We start from the raw sequence: 18,354 nt of genomic DNA on the forward strand, positions 1-18,354 counted from the left end.
CCGGTACGGACCTGACGCGCCGAACATACCATGAGTATGGAGAGCGGTTCCGGGCGTAAAGTTGTGAAGGTGGCGACAATGAGGTCCAGACGACTCGACTATTCCGAGTCGACCCGGTCCGCGCTGGTCGACAGCGCGGTCGAACTGTTCACCAAACGCGGTTACGCGGGGACCTCGCTCGACGAGATCGCCAAACGCGCCCGGGTGACCAAAGGCGCGCTGTACCACCACTTCAGCGGCAAGCAGGCGTTGTTCGAAGCCGCGTTCGACCAGGTCGAAAGCCTCGTCTACGACCGGCTCGACAAGATCATGACCGGCGAGGGCACGCCGTGGGAGCGGGCGCTCGCCGGGCTCAACGCGTTCTTCCGCGCCTGCCTCGACCCCGCCTACCAGCGGATCGCCATCCATGAGGCACCGGTCGTGATGGGCTGGGAGCGCTGGCGCGAGGCCGAGGAGCGGTGCAGCTTCGGGCTCGTGCGGTCCGGCCTGCAGTCGCTGATCGACGCGGGCGAGGTCGAACCGGTGCCGGTGGAGGTCACCGCGCGCCTGCTGTTCGGCGCCCTGTCGAGCGCCGCGACCGAAATCGCCAGTTCGCCCGACCCGAAGAAGGTCCGCGCCGAGATCGAGGACGTGATCGTCCGCATGCTGGTCCGGCTGAGGCGCACGGAACCCGACGTCTCTATAGGCTGACGTCGTGGACTTGAGGATCTTCACCGAGCCCCAGCAAGGGGCCAGCTACGACGACCTGCTGCGCGTCGCCAAGGCGACCGAAGCCGCCGGGTACGACGCCTTCTTCCGCAGCGACCACTACCTGAAGATGGGCTCGGCCGACGGCCTGCCCGGGCCGACCGACGCGTGGATCACCCTCGCCGGCCTGGCCCGGGAGACCAGCCGCGTCCGGCTGGGCACGCTGGTCACCGCGGCGACGTTCCGCCACCCGGGACCGCTGGCCATCTCGGTGGCGCAGGTCGACCGGATGTCCGGCGGCCGCGTCGAGTTCGGTTTCGGGGCCGGCTGGTACGACGCCGAGCACGAGGCGTACGGCCTGACGCTGCCGCCGCTGAAGGAGCGCTTCGACCGCTACGCCGAGCAGCTCGAGATCATCACCGGGCTGTGGAAGACGCCGCTGGGTTCGACGTACTCGTTCGACGGAGCGCACTACAAGCTGTCCGAGTCGCCGGCGCTGCCGAAGCCCGCGCAGTCCCCGGCGCCGCCGGTGATCATCGGCGGCGGGGGCAAGAAGCGCACGCCGGCGCTGGCCGCGCGGTTCGCCGACGAGTTCAACCTGCCGTTCACCGACCTCGAGACGGCGGCGGCCCAGTTCGCCCGCGTCGAGGCGGCCGCGGCGGAGATCGGGCGCGACCCGAAGGAGATCCTGCGCTCGGTGGCCCTGGTCGTCGGCGTGGGCCGATCCGACGCGGAAGTCGCGCAGCGCGCTTCGGTGCTCGGACGGGAGGTGGACGAGCTGCGGGCCAACGGCCTGGCCGGGTCGCCCGCCGAGGTCGTCGACCGGATCGGGCAGTGGCGGGAGAAGACCGGGATCACGCGGGTCTACCTGCAGCTGCTGGACCTGTCGGACCTGGACCAGCTCGACCTGATCGCCGCCGAGGTGGCACCGCAGCTGGACTGAGCAGCCCCCGTTTTCCACGCTAGCGGAAGGGGCTGACAGTTCCGCGGCTCAAGACGGTGAAGGCCACCTGTTGTCCACAGGTGGCCTTCACCGTTCTCAGTTCTGGAGGGCGAAGGTGACGCCCGCCGCCTTCGGGGCCTCGGGGCGGGGGAGCCAGCGGTCCTCGCTCACCGGGAGCTCGCCTTCGAGGGCCGCCAGGACCGCGTCGCGGGCCAGGGGGAGGACCGCTTCCACCGTCACGTCCCGCTGGAGCTCGTACGACAGCGACGTCACGCCCGCGTCGCGGATGCCGCACGGGACGATCGAGTCGAACGCGGCCAGGTCGGCGTTGCAGTTCAGCTCGAAGCCGTGCATCGTCACGCCGCGCTGGACGCGGATGCCGATCGCCGCGATCTTGCGCTCGATCCCGCGGTCGTCGGCCGGGATCCACACCCCGCTGCGGCCCTCGACCCGGCCGCTCGCCACGCCGAGCTGGTCGCACACGTGGATCAGCGCCTCTTCCAGGCGGCGCACGTAGTGGACCACGTCGATCGGGTCGGCGAGCTTGACGATCGGGTAGCCCACCAGCTGGCCCGGCCCGTGCCAGGTGATCTTGCCGCCGCGGTCGACGTCGATCACCGGGGTGCCGTCCGTTGGGCGGTCGGCCTCCTCCGTGCGCTTGCCCGCCGTGTACACCGACGGGTGCTGGAGCAGGAGCATCGTGTCCGGCGCGGTGCCGTCCGCGCGTGCGGTCAAGAAGCTCCGCTGGAGCTCCCAGGCTTCGGTGTAGTCGATCGTGCCGAGTTCCCGGACGTCGACGGGCTCGGTGCTGGCGCGGCAGGAAGTACGGGAAGAACTCACCCGTCGAGGCTACGCCCGTCACCCGGGGGAAGCAGCCGCAAGGCGCACGCTGAGAGCAGCCCGACACCGGTCACCGCCAGCACTGCGCCGATCGTGTCCGACACCCAGTGCACCCCGAGCACGACCCGGCAGGCGGCGCACACCACGACCGCCACCGCGGCGGCCGGCAGGACGCGCTTCACCAGCCTCGGCCACAGGTACGCGCACAGCAGCACCAGCACGAACCCGACGCTCGCCACCGACGTCACGTGCCCGCTGGGGTAGCTCAGGTCCGGGTAGTCGCGGGGGCGTTCCCGCAGGAACAGCGGCTTGGCCACCACGCTCGTCAGCCGGCACAGCAGCAGCACGACGGCGAGCCGCACGCACAACCCGGTGTGCTGCCGCTGCCGCAACCCCAGCGCGAGCAGCGCCACGCCGAGGATCCAGGGAAGCACCGGGCCGAGGACATCGCTGCCGATCTGCGCCGCCCGCCCGAGCGGCTGCGTGTAGACGCCGTGGAGGGCGTTCGCCACCTGGGAGTCGAGGGTCAGCGGGTGCCGGGCGACGCCGAGCCCGAGCGCCACGAAGGCTGCCACCAGCGCGAAACCGACGACGAGCCAGCGCTTGAGGGGGACCGTCATGCCGCGGCGAGCGCGCTGCCCAGGGTCCGGTGCCGGAACGCGTAACCGGTCCGCTCCAGCACGGCCGGGACGGCCCGCTGCCCGAACAGCGCCATCTCCTCACCGGCCTGCCCGAGCACCGCCTTGAGCGCGATCCCGGGGACCCGCCACGGCGCGGGCCGGTGCAGCGCGCGGCCGACGGCGCGGGTGAACTCGGCGTTGGTCACCGGCTCCGGGCCGGTCAGGTTCACCGGCCCGGACACCTCGTCGTGCGTCAGGACGTGCACGATCGCGCCGACCTCGTCCTCGAGGGCGATCCACGGCATGTACTGGCTCCCGTTCCCGAGCCGCCCGCCCAGGCACAGCGCGAAGAGCGGACGCAGCGTCCCGTACAGGCCGCCCTTCGCCGACAGGACCAGCCCGGTCCGGATCTTCACGACCCGCGCGTCCCCGGCGCCCGCCGTCGCCGCTTCCCACACTGCGCACAGCTCGGCGAGGAAGCCCCCGCCGCGCGGCGCGGATTCGTCCACAGTGGACGTACCGGTGTTCCCGTAGTACCCGACGGCGGACGCGTTGACGAGCACCCCGACCCCGTGTTCGGCGACGGCTTCGGCGAGCACCTCGGTGGGCTCGACCCGGCTGTCGGTGAGCTGCTGCTTGCGCATCGCGCTCCACCGGCCGGGGAACAGCCGCTGGCCACCCAGGTTCACGACGGCGTCGACCCCCTCGAAGGCACCGCTCGCGATGGTGCCCGACGGCGGGTCCCAGCGGAATTCGCCGCCTTCGCGCGCTTCCCGCCGCACCAGCCGGCGGACTTCGTGGCCTTCGCGCCCCAGGCGGTCACCCAGCGCCGACCCGATCAAGCCGCTCGCTCCGGCGATCAGTACTCGCATGGTTCGATCGTTGCGCATCCGCTGGCCGCCCGCATGCCCAGGTTTCCGTGCGGCCCGCGGACAGGCCGAATCCGCGGCAGCGTGACAGGGGAACGCCCGTGTAGCGCACAGTGCCGCCGAGGATCCGGCACACGTGCGCGGCGGCCGGTGAGTCTGCGACGCGAGGTGACGGTAAAAAGGCGAACAGCTCCGCTGCGGTGCCCTGTCTCCTTCCCCGGATGCGGCGAAGGCCGCCACGGGCATCCCGTGGCGGCCTTCGTCAGCGGTGACTTCAGAGACCGAGTTCGCTCTCGAAGTTGCCCTCTTCCAGGCGCTGCTTGATCGTCGTCAGGAAGCGGCCCGCGTCGGCCCCGTCCACCAGGCGGTGGTCGTAGGTCAGCGGCAGGTACGCCATCGACCGGATCGCGATCGTGTCGTTGCCGTCGGCGTCCGCGATCACCACCGGGCGCTTGACGACCGCGCCGGTGCCGAGGATGCCCGACTGCGGCTGCACGATGATCGGCGTGTCGAACAGCGCGCCGACGCTGCCGATGTTCGTGATCGAGAACGTGCCGCCCGACAGCTCGTCCGGCTTGATCTGGCCCGACCGCGCGCGGCCCGCCAGGTCGGCGATCCGGTGCGCGAGCCCGGCCAGGCTCAGCTCGCCCGCGTCGTGGATCACGACCGAGAGCAGCCCGCGCTCGGTGTCCACCGCGATGCCCAGGTGCACGGCGCCGTGGTAGGTGATCTCCTTCGTGTCCTCGTTGTAGGACGCGTTGACGTTCGGGTGCTGCTTGAGCGCCTCGACCGTGGCCTTCGCGAAGAACGGCAGGAACGTCAGGTTGACGCCCTCGCGCTCCTTGAAGGCCGCCTTCGCCCGCTGGCGCAGCTTGGCGATCTTCGTGACGTCGACCTCCTGGACCTGCGTGAGCTGCGCGGCGATCTGCAGCGACTCGCGGGTCTTGGTGGCCGTGATCTGGCGGATCCGGCTGGCCTTCTGCACGGTGCCGCGCAGCGCGGCGAGCTCCGGCGACACCGCGGCCGCGGGACGCGCGGCCGGCGCCGACGGGGCGGCAGCAGCAGCCGGGGCAGCGGCGGCGGGCGCCGGGGCCTGCTGCTTCTGCTTCTCCTCGGCCGCGGCCAGGACGTCCTGCTTGCGGATCCGGCCGCCGACACCGCTGCCGGTCAGCGTCGACAGGTCGATGCCGTGCTCCGACGCGAGCTTGCGGACCAGCGGCGTGACGTACGGGCCGTCCGCCGAGCCGTCCTTCGCCGCGGCGGCCGGGGCCGACTCGGTCGCCTTCGCCGCGGGCGCGGCCTGCGGCTTCGGTTCCGGCTTGGGCTCGGGCTTCGGTTCCGGCTTCGACTCCTGCACCGGCTCCGGCTTCGGCTCCGGCTTGGGTTCCGGCTTCGGCTCGGGCTTGGGCTCCGGCTTGGGTTCCGGCTTCGACTCGGCCTTCGGCGCCGCGTTCGCGTCGCCGATCACGGCCAGGACGCCGCCGACCTCGACGGTCTCGTCCTCGCCCGCGCGGATCTCCAGCACCGTGCCGGCCACCGGCGACGGCACCTCGGTGTCGACCTTGTCGGTGGAGATCTCGAGCAGCGGCTCGTCGACCTCGACCGAGTCGCCGACCGCCTTCAGCCAGCGCGTGACGGTGCCCTCGGTGACACTCTCGCCCAGCTCGGGCAGCTTCACCTCGGTGCCTTCGCCACCCGCCGCCGGCGCGGTGTCCGGCTTGCTCGGCGCGCTGTCCTCGGCGGCCTGGGCCTGCGGCTCCTCTTCCTGCGCGGGCTCCGGCTCGGACTTCTCCTCCTGCGCCGGGGCGGAGGACCCGGAGGACTCCGGCACGCCGCCGGTGCCGTCGTCGATGACGGCGAGCTCGCCGCCGACCTCGACGGTCTCGTCCTCCTGGGCGCTGATCTTCACGACCGTGCCCGCCACCGGGGAAGGCACCTCGGTGTCGACCTTGTCGGTCGAGATCTCGAGCAACGGCTCGTCGACCTCGACGGTGTCGCCCTCCTGCTTAAGCCACCGGGTGACGGTGCCTTCGGTGACGCTCTCCCCGAGCTCCGGCAATGTGACGGAGTAGGCCATCGTTCGCTGACTCCTCTTCCAAGTTCTGCGTGGTCTGGATTCTGCTGGTGGGACGTCAGCTGTGCACGTGCAGCGGCTTCCCCGCGAGGGCGAGGAACGCTTCACCGAGGGCCTCGGTCTGGGTGGGGTGCGCGTGGATCAGCGGGGCGACGTCCTCGGGGAACGCCTCCCAGCTGTAGATCAGCTGCGCTTCGCCGATCAGCTCGCCGACGCGGTCGCCGACCATGTGGATGCCCACGACCGGGCCGTCCGGGGCCTTGACCAGCTTGACCCCGCCGGAGGTCTTGAGGATCTGGCTCTTGCCGTTGCCGCCCAGGTCGTAGGTGAACGTCGTGACGTCCGAGCCGTACTTGTCCTTCGCCTGCGACTCGGTCAGCCCGACCGACGCGACCTCGGGGTGCGAGTAGGTGACCCGCGGGATGCCGCTCTCGTCGATCACGCGCGGGTTCTGCCCGGCGATCTCCTCGGCGACGAAGATGCCCTGCTGGAAGCCGCGGTGCGCGAGCTGCAGGCCGGGGACGATGTCGCCGACGGCGTAGACGTTCGGCAGGTTCGTGCGCAGCCGCTCGTCGGTGATGACGAAGCCGCGCTCGATCTTGACACCGGCCTCCTCGTAACCGTGGCCGGCCGAGTTCGGCCCGCGGCCGACGGCGACCAGCAGCAGGTCGGCCTCGATGGTCTCGCCGGACTCCAGCGAAACGCTCACGCCGTTGTCGTCCTGCTTCGCGCCGGTGAACTTCACGCCGGTCTTGAAGGCGATCTTGCGGCGGCGGAAAGCGCGCTCGAGCTGCTTGGACGCGAACTCGTCCTCGTTCGGGACCAGCCGCGGCAGGGCCTCGACGATGGTGACGTCGACGCCGAAGGAGGCCCACACGCTGGCGAACTCGACGCCGATGACGCCGCCGCCGAGCACCACGACCTTCTTGGGGACGTAGTCGAGGGCGAGGGCCTGCTCGCTGGCGATGATGCGGCCGCCGAGCTCCAGGCCGGGCAGCGTGCGCGAGTACGAGCCGGTGGCGAGGATGACGTTCTTGCCGGTGTAGCGGGTGCCGTCCACCTCGACGGTCGTGCCGCCGACGAACGTGCCCGCACCCTCGACGAGGTTCACCTTGTGCGCCTTGGCCAGGCCCTGCAGGCCCTTGTACAGGCGGGCGACGATGCCGTCCTTGTACTTGTTGACCCCGGCGATGTCGATGCCCTCGAAGGCGGCCTTGACGCCGACCGCTTCGGCGTCACGGGTCTCGTCGGCGACCTCGGCGGCGTGCAGCAGGGCCTTGGTCGGGATGCAGCCCCGGTGGAGGCACGTCCCGCCCAGCTTGTCCTTCTCGATCAGCGTGACGGAAAGGCCCAGCTCGGCCGCGCGGAACGCCGCGGCGTAGCCGCCCGATCCGCCTCCCAGGATCACGAGGTCGGCGGAGGTGTCGGTCACTTCATTAACTCCTCGGCAAGCAGTGGGGTGATGCTCTGTCGTCGCGCCCGCGCCCGGTATAACCGCGCGCGCGACACCGCCATCTTGTCACTACGCCGGACGGGGCTGCGAGCTAGCCGGGTGTGCGACGCCGACCACACGCGGACATCGGGATAATGAGTGGCGTACGTCTCGGGAGGAGAGGTGGTCGAGGTGGGGCTCTTCGACTCGCTGCGCAGGCGGGCCAAGGGTGGGCAACGGGCCGGTACGCTGCGGAAAGCCAGCTCCGAGGACACCCGCCACCTCGACGAGTGGGCGGCCACCCGAAGGGGTGTCGAAGCCTTCGTGGAGCCGAAGACCAACGTCACCGAGACCACTGTGGTGTTGATCGCCCACGACGGGGAGTGGACGCGGCGGCGCATCGGCAGCCTGGAGGCCGCGCAGCAGTTCGGTCACCGCCGGTCGATCCCGGTGTACGAGGTCGCGCGGGTGGGTTACCCGAAGCGGATGCGCGAGTACACCGAGCGCAAGAAGCGCGGTCAGGTCTAGAGCTCGATCCGGCCGACGACCTCGCCGTGGTGGGTCTGGCCGGTGGGCTGGAAGCCCAGCTTGAGGTAGAACCGTTCCGGGCCGTCGTCGCCCGGGAGCCACAGCACCGTCGCGACCTTTTCGCCCCGCCGCCGGGCCTCGTCGAGGACGGTTTCGACGGCGAACCGGCCGTAGCCGCGGCCCTGCACGCAGGCGCCGACGTTGAGCCGCCAGATCCCGCAGCGGAAGAAGTCGAGCTCGGCCGCCGGGTCGAAGCGGCCCATCACGAAAGCGACGGGTTCGCCGTCGGCGGCGATCACCCGCGGCCAGGCGATCTCCGGCTGGGTGTAGGCCTCGGCGAGCGAGACGGCGACGGGGGCGACGAACTTCTTCTGGTGCGGCTGGACGGCCAGCTGGCACGCGGCGGCGACGTTGTCCGGGGTGATCTTCTCCACGGTGAGGATGGTCACCGGGTCCAACTTACGTGGCTTGGGCGAGCAGAGTGGCGTGCTGGACCAACGCCGCCCGGAAGGACGCGTGGACGGTGGTGCCCAGGACCGGGTCGACTTCGACCACGTGCCCGGCCGAGAGCAGCAGTACGGCGGGGTCGCTGAGGATCACCACGCCGTTCTCGGTACGCAGGTCCGCGGTGCCGAGGAGGCGGGGGAAGACCACGTCGGCGGGGAGGCCGTCGCAGGTGCGGAGGAAGTCGCGGTGGTCGGCGGGGAGGTCGACGCCCAGGCGCAGCTCGGCTGAGCGGATCGCCGCCTCCGATGCCGGAGGTGGGAGCGGGGTCCGCCTGCGGAGGAGGGGCCCGGGGCGAGATTTTGCCGGGGCCGGGCCAGGGGGGAGTGCGGGTTCGGCCGAGCCGGGTGGGAGCGGTCCGGGCCGCGTTTCCGCCGGGGCTGCGCCGGGCAGGAGTTCCCCCACGCCGCGCAGGCGCAGGATCTCCGCGATCAGCTTCGGCCAGCTGCCCAGCTCCGGCGGGTACCGCTCGTGCAGCGCCGCGACCAGCGCGCCCGCCCAAGTGGGCGCCTCCTCCCGCAGCTCCAGCGGGTCCGCGCCCGCGACCAGCGCCGGAGCCAGGGCCCGCGTCGCGGCCAGCGTCGCGACGTCCGGGTGCGGCCCGGTGAGCGACGCCCAAAGCTCCAGGTCACCGTCGGCAAGCGCGGTCCGCACCCGGTCCGGGCGCGACGGCGCCACCTGGCGCACCACCTCCGCTACCGGGCCCGGCGGGAGCACACCTTCGAGTTCCGAAACCGGGCGCCGCAACCAGGCCGCGTGCGTGCGCTCCTCCGCGTCGAGATCGAGCGGCGGGAGGCCCGCGGCCCAGTCCGGACGTCCGCCCCGAGCCTCGAAGAGCATCGCCCACGCGCGCGCCCGCACCGGGTCCGCGGCCAAGGCCGTCACCGGGCGTTCGGTGCGGGCCAGCCACTGCGTGACCAGCCGGTCCGCCTCGTCGAGGGCGCCGGAGACCGCCAGCAGCAAGGCCGCGTACCCCACCTGGTCGTCGACGCGCGCCTCGGGCGCCGTCAGGACGTCGCGGACCGCCGCTTCGAGGAAGTCCTGCACCCCGCCGACCCTAGCCGAGGGCCTGCTTCGCGCCCGGGTGCAGCGGCACCGGGTCGGTCTGCGTCGCCAGCTGCTTGGAGATCTCCTTCGCCGCCGGGTGCACCTTCGCCAGCTCCGCCTGCTTGTCGAAGATCAGCTTCGTGATCGCGCACGCGTTGCCCGCCGGGAAGTCCTCGCGGACCAGCAGCAGGTTGGGCACCACGACCGTCGGCACGTCCGCCGGCTGCCCGTAGGCCGCCTTGGGGATCACCGCCTGGTCGTAGACCGGGTTCACCTTCTTCAGCGCCGGGAGCAGCGGCGTGACGTCGAGGAACTTCACCTTGTCCTGCAACGCCGTGGTGATGTCGGTGATCTGCGCGGTCGGCAGCCCGCCGGACCAGACGAGCCCGTCGAGCGTCCCCGCCTTCATGCCGTCCGCCGTCTTGGCCAGGTCGAGCCGCTGGGCCTGGACGTCGGTGTCGGGCTTGAGCCCGGCCGCCTCGAGGAGGCGGTTGGCGATCACCTCGGTGCCCGACTTGGGCGAGCCGGTCGAGATCCGCTTGCCCTTCATGTCCTCGACGCTGTTGATGCCGGCGTCCGTGCGCACCAGCACCTGCGTCGAGTTCGGGTAGATCCGGGACAGGGCCCGGATCTTCTGTGGCTTGCCGTCGAAGGCCCCCTTGCCGTTGACGGCGTCCGCCGCGGTGTCGGCCAGCGAAAACGCGACGTCGTAGTTGCCGGCGACCAGCTGCTGGATGTTCTGCACCGACGCGCCGGTTTCCGAGGCCGTCGCCCGCAGCTTCGTGTTGTTGCTGATCAGCTGGGCCAGCCCGCCGCCCAGCACGTAGTACACGCCGCCGCTGTTGCCGGTGGCGATGGTGATGCGGCCTTCACCCGCTTCGCAGGACTGTGCCGCACCGCTGGGCGCGGCCTGGTCGGTCTGCTGTTTCCCGCCGCAGCCGGTGACGGCCAGAGCGAGCACCGCGGCGGCGGCGACTGCGCGTTTCATGCTGTCCTCCTCTTGATCACGGCATGGGTGAGCAGAGCGCCGGCGCCGCACGCGGCACCGATCGCGATCGGCACCGGCTCCAGGTAGAGCAGGCACAGGGCGGCCGGGACGAACAACAGCCGCACCGGGAGGCTGACCGGGCCGAAGAGCCAGCCGCCGGTGACCACCGCCAGCGCGGCGACGGCGAGCGCGGACACCGCCGTCACCCACAGCACGGTGAGCACGTCGGACTCCAGCAGCAGCGCGGCGCCGTTGTCCGTCAGCACGAAGGCGATCGGCACCAGGAACGCCGGGAGCGTGTACTTCCAGCACTGCCACATCGTGCCCAGCACCGAGCCGCCGGTGATCGCCGCCGAAGCGACCGCGGCGAGCGCGGTCGGCGGCGTGACCTCGGACAGCACGGCGTAGTAGAAGATGAACATCGCGCGCTCGGCGTCGGCGACGCCCAGCGTCTCCAGGGCCGGGCCGATCACCACCCAGGCGATGATGAAGCTGGCGGTGACCGGCACCGCGAGCCCGAGCACGCCGACGGCGACCGCCGAGAGCAGCACGGTGAGGATGAGGACCACCGTGCCGTTGTCGGTCAGCACGCCGGCCAGTTCCACCAGCGCGTCGGCGAGTTCGAGGCCCAGCCCGGTCTTGGTGATGGTCGAGGTGATCACGCCGGCCGCCGCGCACACCGCGATCACCGGCAGGGCGCCCCGGACACCCGCCGACAGCGCGTCGACCATGTCCTTGGCCCACCCGCGCACGTCGTGGCGCCGGGCGATCAGCGCGAACAGCGCGGCGACGCCGGTGGCGTAGACCACCGCGGCGAACGGCGGGATGTCCAGGGCGAGGAACACGACGATGATCGCCAGCGACAGGAAGTGATAACCGCCGCGCCGCAACAGATTCCAGGGATCGGCGTGCGGGACGTCGACGGCTTCGGCCTTGAAGCGCCGCGCGTCGGCCTCCATCGCGAACACGATGCCGAGGTAGTAGAGCAGGGTCGGAACGGTCGCCCAGACCAGCACCTTCAGGTACGACGTCTGCAGGTACTCGGCGATGATGAACGCGGCCGCGCCCAGCGTCGGCGGCGAGAGGATGGCCCCGATGCCCGACGCGGCGAGCAGCCCGCCGGCGTTTTCCTTGGGGTAGCGGGCTTTCTCGAGGATCGGCCAGGTGATCGAGCCGAGGCTGACGGCGGTCGCGGTGCCCGAACCCGATACCGTGCCGAGCAGGAAGCCGGACAGCACGGTGGTCCGGCCGGGTGCGGTCCGGGACCTGCGGAACGCGGCGAAGGAGATGTCCACGAAGAACTGCCCGGCTCCGGAGGCGTTGAGCACCGCGCCGTAGAGGGTGAACAGCACGATGTAGCTCGCCGCGACGTCCAGGGGAGTGCCGTAGAACCCGCTGGCGTCGTTGAAGAGCGCGTTGACGATCTGGCTGAAGTCGATGCCCGCGTGGGCGATGCCCCAGTTCTGCGGGAGGAAGCCGCCGTAGTAGGCGTAGGCCAGGAAGAGCAGGCAGACGATCGGCAGCACCAGCCCGGTGGTGCGGCGGGTGGCTTCGAGGATCAGCACCAGCAGCAGCGCGCCGGCCACGATGTCCAGCGGGGACAGAATGCCCTGGCGGTTCAGGAAGTCGTCGTAGCCGACGAACACCGGGTAGAGGCCGACGGCCAGCGCCAGGACGGCGAGCGCCCAGTCGGTCCAGCCCGGGTCGTCGCGGCCGCGCAGCCGCGGGCGGTAGCAGAGGAAGATCAGCGGGAGCGTCACGCCGAGGAAGAGGACCAGGTAGAACTGGTTGCCCTTGGCGAACGGGAAGAACACCTGCTTGAGCACGAGGACCGCGACCGCGAGGGCGACGAAGTAGACGACGCGGTCGGGAACGCGGGACAGCTTCCGCGCCGGGCGTTCCTCGTCGTGCTCGGCGGCGATTTCGGCGGGGGAGTCGCGTTCCACCGGCTCGGTCGTCACCCGGTCACCGTACGGTGTCGCGGATCACACCGAAAGCGGCAATTCGATCACCGCCGCCGAAGCGCCGTGAATGACTCATTCCTGGCGTCCGACGCCAGGAATGAGTCATTCACGGCATCGGGGTCAGCCGTTGGCGGCGATGTCCGCGAGGACCGCGGCGATCGAGCGGACCGGGACGCCGGTGCCGCCCTTGCCGGTGTAGCCCCACGGCGAACCGGTGTTGAACGACGGGCCCGCGATGTCGATGTGGACCCAGTCGAGGCCGTCGGCGACGAACTCGCGCAGGAAGATCCCGGCGGCGAGCATGCCGCCCCAGCGGTGGCCGGTCACGTTGGCCAGGTCGGCCAGGCGCGAGTCGAGGTCGGCGCGCAGCTCCTCCGGCAGCGGCATGGCCCAGCCGTTTTCGCCGGTGGCCTGCATGATCGCCGCGACGCGGTCGCGGAAGTCCTCCGAGCCCATCACGCCGGCGGTGCGGTTGCCGAGCGCGACGACCTGGGCGCCGGTCAGCGTGGACGTCTCGATCAGGTAGTCCGGGTTCTCCTCGGCCGCGCGCACCATGGCGTCCACGAGCACGAGCCGGCCTTCGGCGTCGGTGTTGAGCACCTCGACGGTCTTGCCGCCGTACATGGTCAGCACGTCACCCGGCCGGTACGACGTCCCGGACGGCAGGTTCTCCGCCAGCGGGATGTGCGCGACGACCTCCAGGGGGTACTTAAGCTTCGCCGCCAGCACCACCGACGCGAGCACGCCGGCCGCGCCGGACATGTCCGAGGTCATGTGGTCCATGTTCGCGGCGGACTTGAGCGAGATGCCGCCCGAGTCGAACGTGATGCCCTTGCCGACGAGGGCGACCTTCTTGGCGGCCTTGGCCGGCTTGTACGCCAGGCGCAGCAGCCGCGGCGGGCGGGACGAGCCGCCGCCGACGCCGAGGATGCCGCCGAAACCCTTGCGCTTGAGGGCCTTCTCGTCGAGCACCTCGAACTCGAGGCCGTTGTCCTCGGCCAGCTTCTTCGCGCGGTCGGCGAAGGAGGCCGGGTAGAGGTCGTTCGGCGGGGTGTTGATCAGGTCGCGGGCCACGATGACGGCCTCGGCGATGGCGCCGGCCGCCTTCAGGGTCGCCTTGTGCTCGCGGGCGGTGCCGTCGGCCGGGCTCGCGAAGTCCGCCTTCGCCAGCGGGGCGTCGCCCTTCTCCGAGCGGTAGGCGGTGAAGACGTAGGAGCCGAGGACCGTGCCCTCGACGGCGGCCTGCAGGTCGAGCTCGGACAGCGTGACGAAGGCGCGGTCGGTGCCGGCCAGCGCGCGGCCGGCCGCCCCCGCGGCCCGGCGGACCTGCTCGGGGGTGACGGTGTCGCCCGCCTTGCCCAGGCCGACGGCGAGCACCACACCCGCCGGGAGCTTGCCCAGCGTCGGGACCTTGACGACCTCTTCGGCCTTGCCGCTCGCCCCGAGCGTGGCCAGCAGGCCGGCGAGCCTGCCGTCGAAGGCGGCGTCCACGGCGGCGGCACCGGGAGCGAGCACCGGACCGTCCTCGCCGGCCAGGGTGCCGATGACGACCACGTCGGCGCGCGTCTTGGCCAGTGCCTCCCCGGTGTTGTCGGACAGGGCGAGCTTAGGCACGGTCACTTCTGGCTCCTCGCGCGTTCTCGGGTACCGGGCACCGGCCCGGTCGGGATCGTGAGCCATGCTAATGACGACGGAACCGCGGGTGAACACAGGTACGGGAGGGCTGCGTGCGGCTGGGCGGTGGGCTGCTGGTCGCGCTGGCGGCCGGGGCGGCGGGCGCGGGCTGGTGGCTGCTCGCCGGGCTGGTGCTCGCGGCGGTGGCCGCCGGCGTGTCGGCGCGGGTGCCGGAACCGGGGGACACCCTGGTGGAGCGGGTCGTCGTGGCGGTCGCGCGGCTGTCGGAGGTGACCGTCTACGCCATCGCGTTCGGCGCCTACGTCTTCCCGGCGCACCGCGCGGCGGCGGCCGCGGTGTTCGTCGTCGTGGTGACCGGCGCGGGGTTCGCCGGGCCGAAGATCCCGACGATCGTCGTGCGGGTCGCGGGGGGTCTGCTGCTCGCCGCGGGGCTCGTGCTGGTCGTCGTGTGCGTCGCCGTGCCGCCGGTGGGAACGGCGGACGGCCTGCGGCCCCCGGATTTCGCGGGTGTGCTCGTCGCCGCGGTGCTCGCGCTGCCGTTCCTGCGGCCGGCCGGACGCGGGAACGCGGGCCCGCGCGTACTGCTGCTCGGCGCGTTCGCCGTCCTGGCCGCCTTCGCCGCGCTCTACCAGCTCGGCGCGGTGCGGCTCGGGCTGTCGCTCACCTCGCTGCGCGACCTGCTGTCCGCCGCCGACGCCGACGCGCTGCAACCGCTGCTCACGGTCGTCGCGGTGGTCGCCACCGTGGTGCCCGCGCTCGCCGCCGGGGCCGAGGTCCGGGCGCGGGCGGGGACGCCGGGGCTCGCCGGGCTCGCCGCCGCCGCGGTCGCCGCGTTCTTCCTGCCGGTGCTGCCCGTGCTCGTCGTCGCGGGGCTGGCCACCGTGTTCGAGCTGCTACTGGGCGTACGCGCGCGCAGGTACAGTGAAGCGCGTGAGTGATCGACGCTGGCGGCCGGGGGAGACCGTGGTCGAACGGTTCCACCGCCCCGACGGCTCGATCGGCCAGGTCCACCCGCTGCGCGTCCTCGAAGACGACGGCCGCGTCCTGCTGGCCTGGCTGCCGGCGGGCACGCCGATCGTCGGCAGCAGGCTCGCCGACGGCCGCCTGATGCGGGACGCCCCGCTGGACCAGCGGTTCCGCATCCCGCGGGTGCCGGTCCCGGATTCCTGGCACGGTGCCTCGACGCTGCGCCGGATTCCCGAAGACGAGTGGTCGTCGGTCTGGTGGTTCTTCGACCTCGACGGCCGGTTCAAGAACTGGTACGTCAACCTGGAGATCCCGCTGGGCCGCACGCCGGGCGCGGTGGACCGGATCGACGGCGTGCTCGACGTCGTCGTCGAGCGCGACGGCAGCTGGCGCTGGGACGACGAGGACGAGGCCGAGGCGGCCATCGAGGTCGGCCGCCTGACCCTCGAGCAGTTCGACCGGCTGCGCGCGGAGGGCGAGCGGATCGGCGCGCTGGCCGAGCGCGGCGCCTACCCGTTCGACGGGACCGACACCGAATTCCGCCCGGATCCCGGCTGGCCGTTGCCGGAGCTGCCGCCGGAGCTCAGCCCGCGGTCAGGAGAAGGATCAGCGCCAGCACGGCGTTGACGACCGCGAGGATGACGACCGACTTCGTCGGCAGCACCTTCGGGAACGCCTTGCCGTGGATCTTCCGCCACCACACGACGCCGAAGACCCCGGCGATCAGGCCGAGGAAGCCGCCGAAGCCGCTGTCCAGCACGGCCCAGCCGACCATGCCGAGCAGGCCGACGCCGAAGGTCAGCAGCGCCGCGGCGACGAAGGTCTTGATGTCGGCGCCGGTCGTCTTGGGCCGGGGGACCGGCTCAGTGGAGTGGTAGGTCACGGCGTCATCCTAGAGGCGGCACGCCCCGGGCGCGGAAAACCCGGGAACAGATGGACATCCGACTAACGCGCGTCCGAGCAAGCGGTATCGTCTAGCCATGACGACCACGACACAGTTCGCCCATGTCCCGCACCCGAGTCCTGCGAGCGCGGACCGTGTCGCGGAGGTACTCGCCGCCCCCGGGTTCGGGGCGTACTTCACCGACCACATGGTCACCCTCAAGTGGTCCAAGGCCGAAGGCTGGCACGACGCCCAGGTCGGCCCCTACGCCCCCTTCACCCTCGACCCGGCGACGTCGGTGCTGCACTACGGCCAGGCCATCTTCGAGGGCCTCAAGGCCTACCGCCAGCCGGACGGCACGATCGCGTCGTTCCGCCCGGACGCCAACGCCGCGCGGTTCCGCGACTCGGCCGAGCGGCTCGCCATGCCGCAGCTGCCCGAAGAGGTCTTCGTCGAGTCGCTGCGCGAGCTCATCGCCGTCGACGGCCGCTGGGTGCCCACCCGCCAGGGTGATTCGCTGTACCTGCGGCCGTTCATGATCTCGACGTCCACCGGGCTCGGCGTCAACAGCCCGGCCGCCGACTACGTGTACACGGTCATCGCGTCCCCGGCCGGGTCGTACTTCTCCGGCGGCGTGAAGCCGGTAAGCGTCTGGCTGTCCACCGAGTACGTCCGGGCGGCGCCCGGCGGCACCGGCGCGGCCAAGTGCGCCGGCAACTACGCGGCGTCGTTCGTGGCGCAGGCGCAGGCCGTCGAGAAGGGCTGCGACCAGGTGGTCTGGCTCGACGCCGTCGAGCGGCGCTGGGTCGAGGAGATGGGCGGGATGAACCTGTTCTTCGTCTTCGGCTCGGGCGAGAACGCACGGGTGGTGACGCCCGAGCTGACGGGGTCGCTGCTGCCCGGCGTCACGCGCAAGTCGCTGCTGCAGCTGGCTTCGCGGCTCGGGTACAAGATCGAGGAGCGCCGCATCTCCACCGAGGAGTGGGAGAAGGGGGCGGCTTCGGGTGAGCTGACCGAGACGTTCGCGTGCGGCACCGCGGCGGTGATCACCCCGGTCGGGCACGCCAAGCACGCGGGCGGCGAGTTCACCATCGCCGACGGCCAGCCCGGTGAGCTGACGATGAAGCTGCGCGAAGAGCTGACCGGGATCCAGGAGGGCACCCGCCCCGACCCGGACCACTGGATGGTCAAGCTCGGCTGAGCGTCTTGAATGACTCATTCCTGGCGTCCGACGCCAGGAATGAGTCATTCATTGCGTCCGGGGCCGCTTCCGTCCGCGTCAGGAAGCGGGAGCGGCGATGAGCGGACCGGAAACCCCGGCCTGCTCGTGGGTGGCCGTCTCGGCGAGGACGCGGGCGGCCATCATCAGCAGCGGCAACGCGGTCACCGCGCCGGTGCCTTCGCCGAGCCGGACGTCCAGTTCCAGCAGCGGGCCCAGGTCCAGGTGCTCCAGGGCGAGGGCGTGCGCCGGTTCGGCCGTCCGCTGGCCCGCGACCCACCAGCGGCGCGCGCCGGGGGCGAGGTCCTCGGCGACCAGTGCCGCCGCGCAGGCGACGAGGCCGTCCAGCACCACCGGCGTCCGACGGACCGCGGCCTGGGCGAGGAACCCGGCCATCGCGGCGATGTCCGCGCCGGCCGTGGTGCGCAGCAGGTCGACCGGGTCGGCGAGCACCGCGCGGGCCCGGCGCAGGGCGTCGCGCACGGCGGTGGCCTTGCGCATCCACGCGTCGTCGTCGATGCCGGAGCCGCGGCCGACGACGGCGACCGGCTCGCTGCCGGTCAGGGCCGCCACCAGCACCGATGCGGGCGTGCTGTTGCCGATCCCGAGGTCGCCGGGGATGAGCAGGTCGGCGCCGCCGTCGACCTCGGCGTCGGCGATCGCGATCCCGGCGCGGATCGCCTTCTTCGCTTCGTCGGCGGTCAGGGCGTCTTCGACGTCGATGGAGCCGGAGCCGCGGCGGACCTTGAACTCGCCGATCGCGCGGGTCGCCGGGGCCTCGGTGTCGACCGCGAGGTCGACCACGCGCACGCTCGCGCCCGCGGCGGCGGCCAGCACGTTGATCGCGGCGCCGCCGGTGAGCATGGTGCCCAGCAGCTGCGCGGTGACCTCCGCCGGATAGGCGGAGACGCCCTTCGCGGCGATGCCGTGGTCACCGGCGAAGACGACGACCCGTGGCCGCGTGAACGGCCGTGGCGGCGACTGTCCCTGGCAGGCGGCGATCCAGACGCCCAGCTCTTCGAGCCGCCCGAGCGATCCCGCGGGCTTGACCAGCTTGTCGTGCAGCGCGATCGCGGCCGACCGGGCGTGGTCGTCGGGCGGGGTGATCTCGGGGAACTCGATGTTGTCCGGCTCCACACCAGGCCCTTCCTCTTC

18 protein-coding genes are annotated in these 18,354 nt (G+C 71.9%); 6 read left to right on the forward strand and 12 right to left on the reverse strand.

The genetic code is table 11. The features are described from left to right. The first annotated feature begins 78 nt into the window (after positions 1–78). A complete protein-coding gene (locus ACFPLC_RS25620; protein WP_103342363.1) occupies positions 79–690 on the forward strand; it encodes a TetR/AcrR family transcriptional regulator in 612 nt (203 codons plus the stop codon). Between the two features lie 4 nt (positions 691–694). Continuing rightward, positions 695–1,630 (forward strand): LLM class F420-dependent oxidoreductase, encoded by a 936-nt coding sequence (locus tag ACFPLC_RS25625; protein ID WP_378203599.1) that lies wholly within the window; start codon positions 695–697, stop codon positions 1,628–1,630. Positions 1,631–1,726: 96 nt separating this feature from the next. On the opposite strand, the gene lipB is transcribed toward ACFPLC_RS25625, so the two are convergent. The 5 genes from lipB to lpdA form a co-directional block, all read right to left on the reverse strand. Then, a complete protein-coding gene (gene lipB / locus ACFPLC_RS25630) occupies positions 1,727–2,470 on the reverse strand; it encodes a lipoyl(octanoyl) transferase LipB (RefSeq protein ID WP_191316985.1) in 744 nt (247 codons plus the stop codon). Further along, complete coding sequence (locus tag ACFPLC_RS25635) at positions 2,467–3,090, reverse strand: phosphatase PAP2 family protein (RefSeq protein ID WP_378203594.1); 624 nt, start codon at positions 3,088–3,090, stop codon at positions 2,467–2,469. Before ACFPLC_RS25635 ends, lipB begins: the two co-directional genes overlap by 4 nt. After that, positions 3,087–3,962 (reverse strand): TIGR01777 family oxidoreductase, encoded by an 876-nt coding sequence (locus ACFPLC_RS25640; RefSeq protein WP_378203591.1) that lies wholly within the window; start codon positions 3,960–3,962, stop codon positions 3,087–3,089. Before ACFPLC_RS25640 ends, ACFPLC_RS25635 begins: the two co-directional genes overlap by 4 nt. A gap of 271 nt (positions 3,963–4,233) precedes the next feature. Beyond that, a complete protein-coding gene (gene sucB, locus ACFPLC_RS25645) occupies positions 4,234–6,036 on the reverse strand; it encodes a 2-oxoglutarate dehydrogenase, E2 component, dihydrolipoamide succinyltransferase (RefSeq protein WP_378203588.1) in 1,803 nt (600 codons plus the stop codon). A 55-nt stretch (positions 6,037–6,091) separates the two neighbouring features. Next, the gene (gene lpdA / locus ACFPLC_RS25650; protein ID WP_378203585.1) at positions 6,092–7,465 is read right to left on the reverse strand and encodes a dihydrolipoyl dehydrogenase; all 1,374 of its coding nucleotides are present in this window, start codon (positions 7,463–7,465) and stop codon (positions 6,092–6,094) included. A gap of 183 nt (positions 7,466–7,648) precedes the next feature. Between lpdA and ACFPLC_RS25655 the strand changes: the two genes are divergently transcribed. Further along, complete coding sequence (locus ACFPLC_RS25655; RefSeq protein WP_003071911.1) at positions 7,649–7,993, forward strand: hypothetical protein; 345 nt, start codon at positions 7,649–7,651, stop codon at positions 7,991–7,993. Here ACFPLC_RS25655 and ACFPLC_RS25660 read toward each other — a convergent pair. The 5 genes from ACFPLC_RS25660 to ACFPLC_RS25680 form a co-directional block, all read right to left on the reverse strand. Then, positions 7,990–8,442, reverse strand: coding sequence for a GNAT family N-acetyltransferase (locus ACFPLC_RS25660; RefSeq protein ID WP_378203580.1), 453 nt, complete (start codon positions 8,440–8,442; stop codon positions 7,990–7,992). The genes ACFPLC_RS25655 and ACFPLC_RS25660 overlap by 4 nt on opposite strands. A 10-nt stretch (positions 8,443–8,452) precedes the next feature. Further along, positions 8,453–9,544 (reverse strand): SMI1/KNR4 family protein, encoded by a 1,092-nt coding sequence (locus ACFPLC_RS25665; protein ID WP_378203577.1) that lies wholly within the window; start codon positions 9,542–9,544, stop codon positions 8,453–8,455. Between the two features lie 10 nt (positions 9,545–9,554). Then, positions 9,555–10,532 carry a TAXI family TRAP transporter solute-binding subunit gene (locus tag ACFPLC_RS25670; protein WP_378203574.1) on the reverse strand — a complete coding sequence of 326 codons (978 nt, stop codon included), beginning with the start codon at positions 10,530–10,532 and terminating at the stop codon, positions 9,555–9,557. After that, on the reverse strand, positions 10,529–12,493 hold the full coding sequence (locus tag ACFPLC_RS25675; protein ID WP_378203571.1) for a TRAP transporter permease: 1,965 nt from the start codon (positions 12,491–12,493) through the stop codon (positions 10,529–10,531). Before ACFPLC_RS25675 ends, ACFPLC_RS25670 begins: the two co-directional genes overlap by 4 nt. 123 nt (positions 12,494–12,616) lie before the next feature. Next, positions 12,617–14,116, reverse strand: a complete 1,500-nt coding sequence (locus ACFPLC_RS25680; RefSeq protein WP_378203568.1) for a leucyl aminopeptidase — start codon at positions 14,114–14,116, stop codon at positions 12,617–12,619. Between the two features lie 107 nt (positions 14,117–14,223). On the opposite strand from ACFPLC_RS25680, the gene ACFPLC_RS25685 reads away from it, so the two are divergent. Both ACFPLC_RS25685 and ACFPLC_RS25690 read left to right on the forward strand, forming a co-directional pair. Continuing rightward, on the forward strand, positions 14,224–15,069 hold the full coding sequence (locus ACFPLC_RS25685; RefSeq protein ID WP_378203565.1) for a hypothetical protein: 846 nt from the start codon (positions 14,224–14,226) through the stop codon (positions 15,067–15,069). After that, positions 15,062–15,724 carry a ribonuclease FAU-1 family protein gene (locus tag ACFPLC_RS25690; protein ID WP_378203562.1) on the forward strand — a complete coding sequence of 221 codons (663 nt, stop codon included), beginning with the start codon at positions 15,062–15,064 and terminating at the stop codon, positions 15,722–15,724. Before ACFPLC_RS25685 ends, ACFPLC_RS25690 begins: the two co-directional genes overlap by 8 nt. On the opposite strand, the gene ACFPLC_RS25695 is transcribed toward ACFPLC_RS25690, so the two are convergent. Continuing rightward, positions 15,681–15,980: a hypothetical protein gene (locus tag ACFPLC_RS25695; RefSeq protein WP_378203559.1), complete on the reverse strand. Its 300-nt coding sequence runs from the start codon at positions 15,978–15,980 to the stop codon at positions 15,681–15,683. The genes ACFPLC_RS25690 and ACFPLC_RS25695 overlap by 44 nt on opposite strands. Positions 15,981–16,077: 97 nt before the next feature. On the opposite strand from ACFPLC_RS25695, the gene ACFPLC_RS25700 reads away from it, so the two are divergent. Further along, entirely contained in the window at positions 16,078–17,181 is a 1,104-nt protein-coding gene (locus ACFPLC_RS25700; protein ID WP_378203556.1) for a branched-chain amino acid aminotransferase, read from the forward strand. A 78-nt stretch (positions 17,182–17,259) separates the two neighbouring features. On the opposite strand, the gene cobT is transcribed toward ACFPLC_RS25700, so the two are convergent. Continuing rightward, positions 17,260–18,336, reverse strand: coding sequence for a nicotinate-nucleotide--dimethylbenzimidazole phosphoribosyltransferase (gene cobT, locus ACFPLC_RS25705; protein WP_191317002.1), 1,077 nt, complete (start codon positions 18,334–18,336; stop codon positions 17,260–17,262). Positions 18,337–18,354 lie beyond the last annotated feature (18 nt).

The sequence above is a fragment of the Amycolatopsis plumensis genome, assembly GCF_042652605.1.
Classification (GTDB): Bacteria; Actinomycetota; Actinomycetes; order Mycobacteriales; family Pseudonocardiaceae; genus Amycolatopsis; species Amycolatopsis plumensis.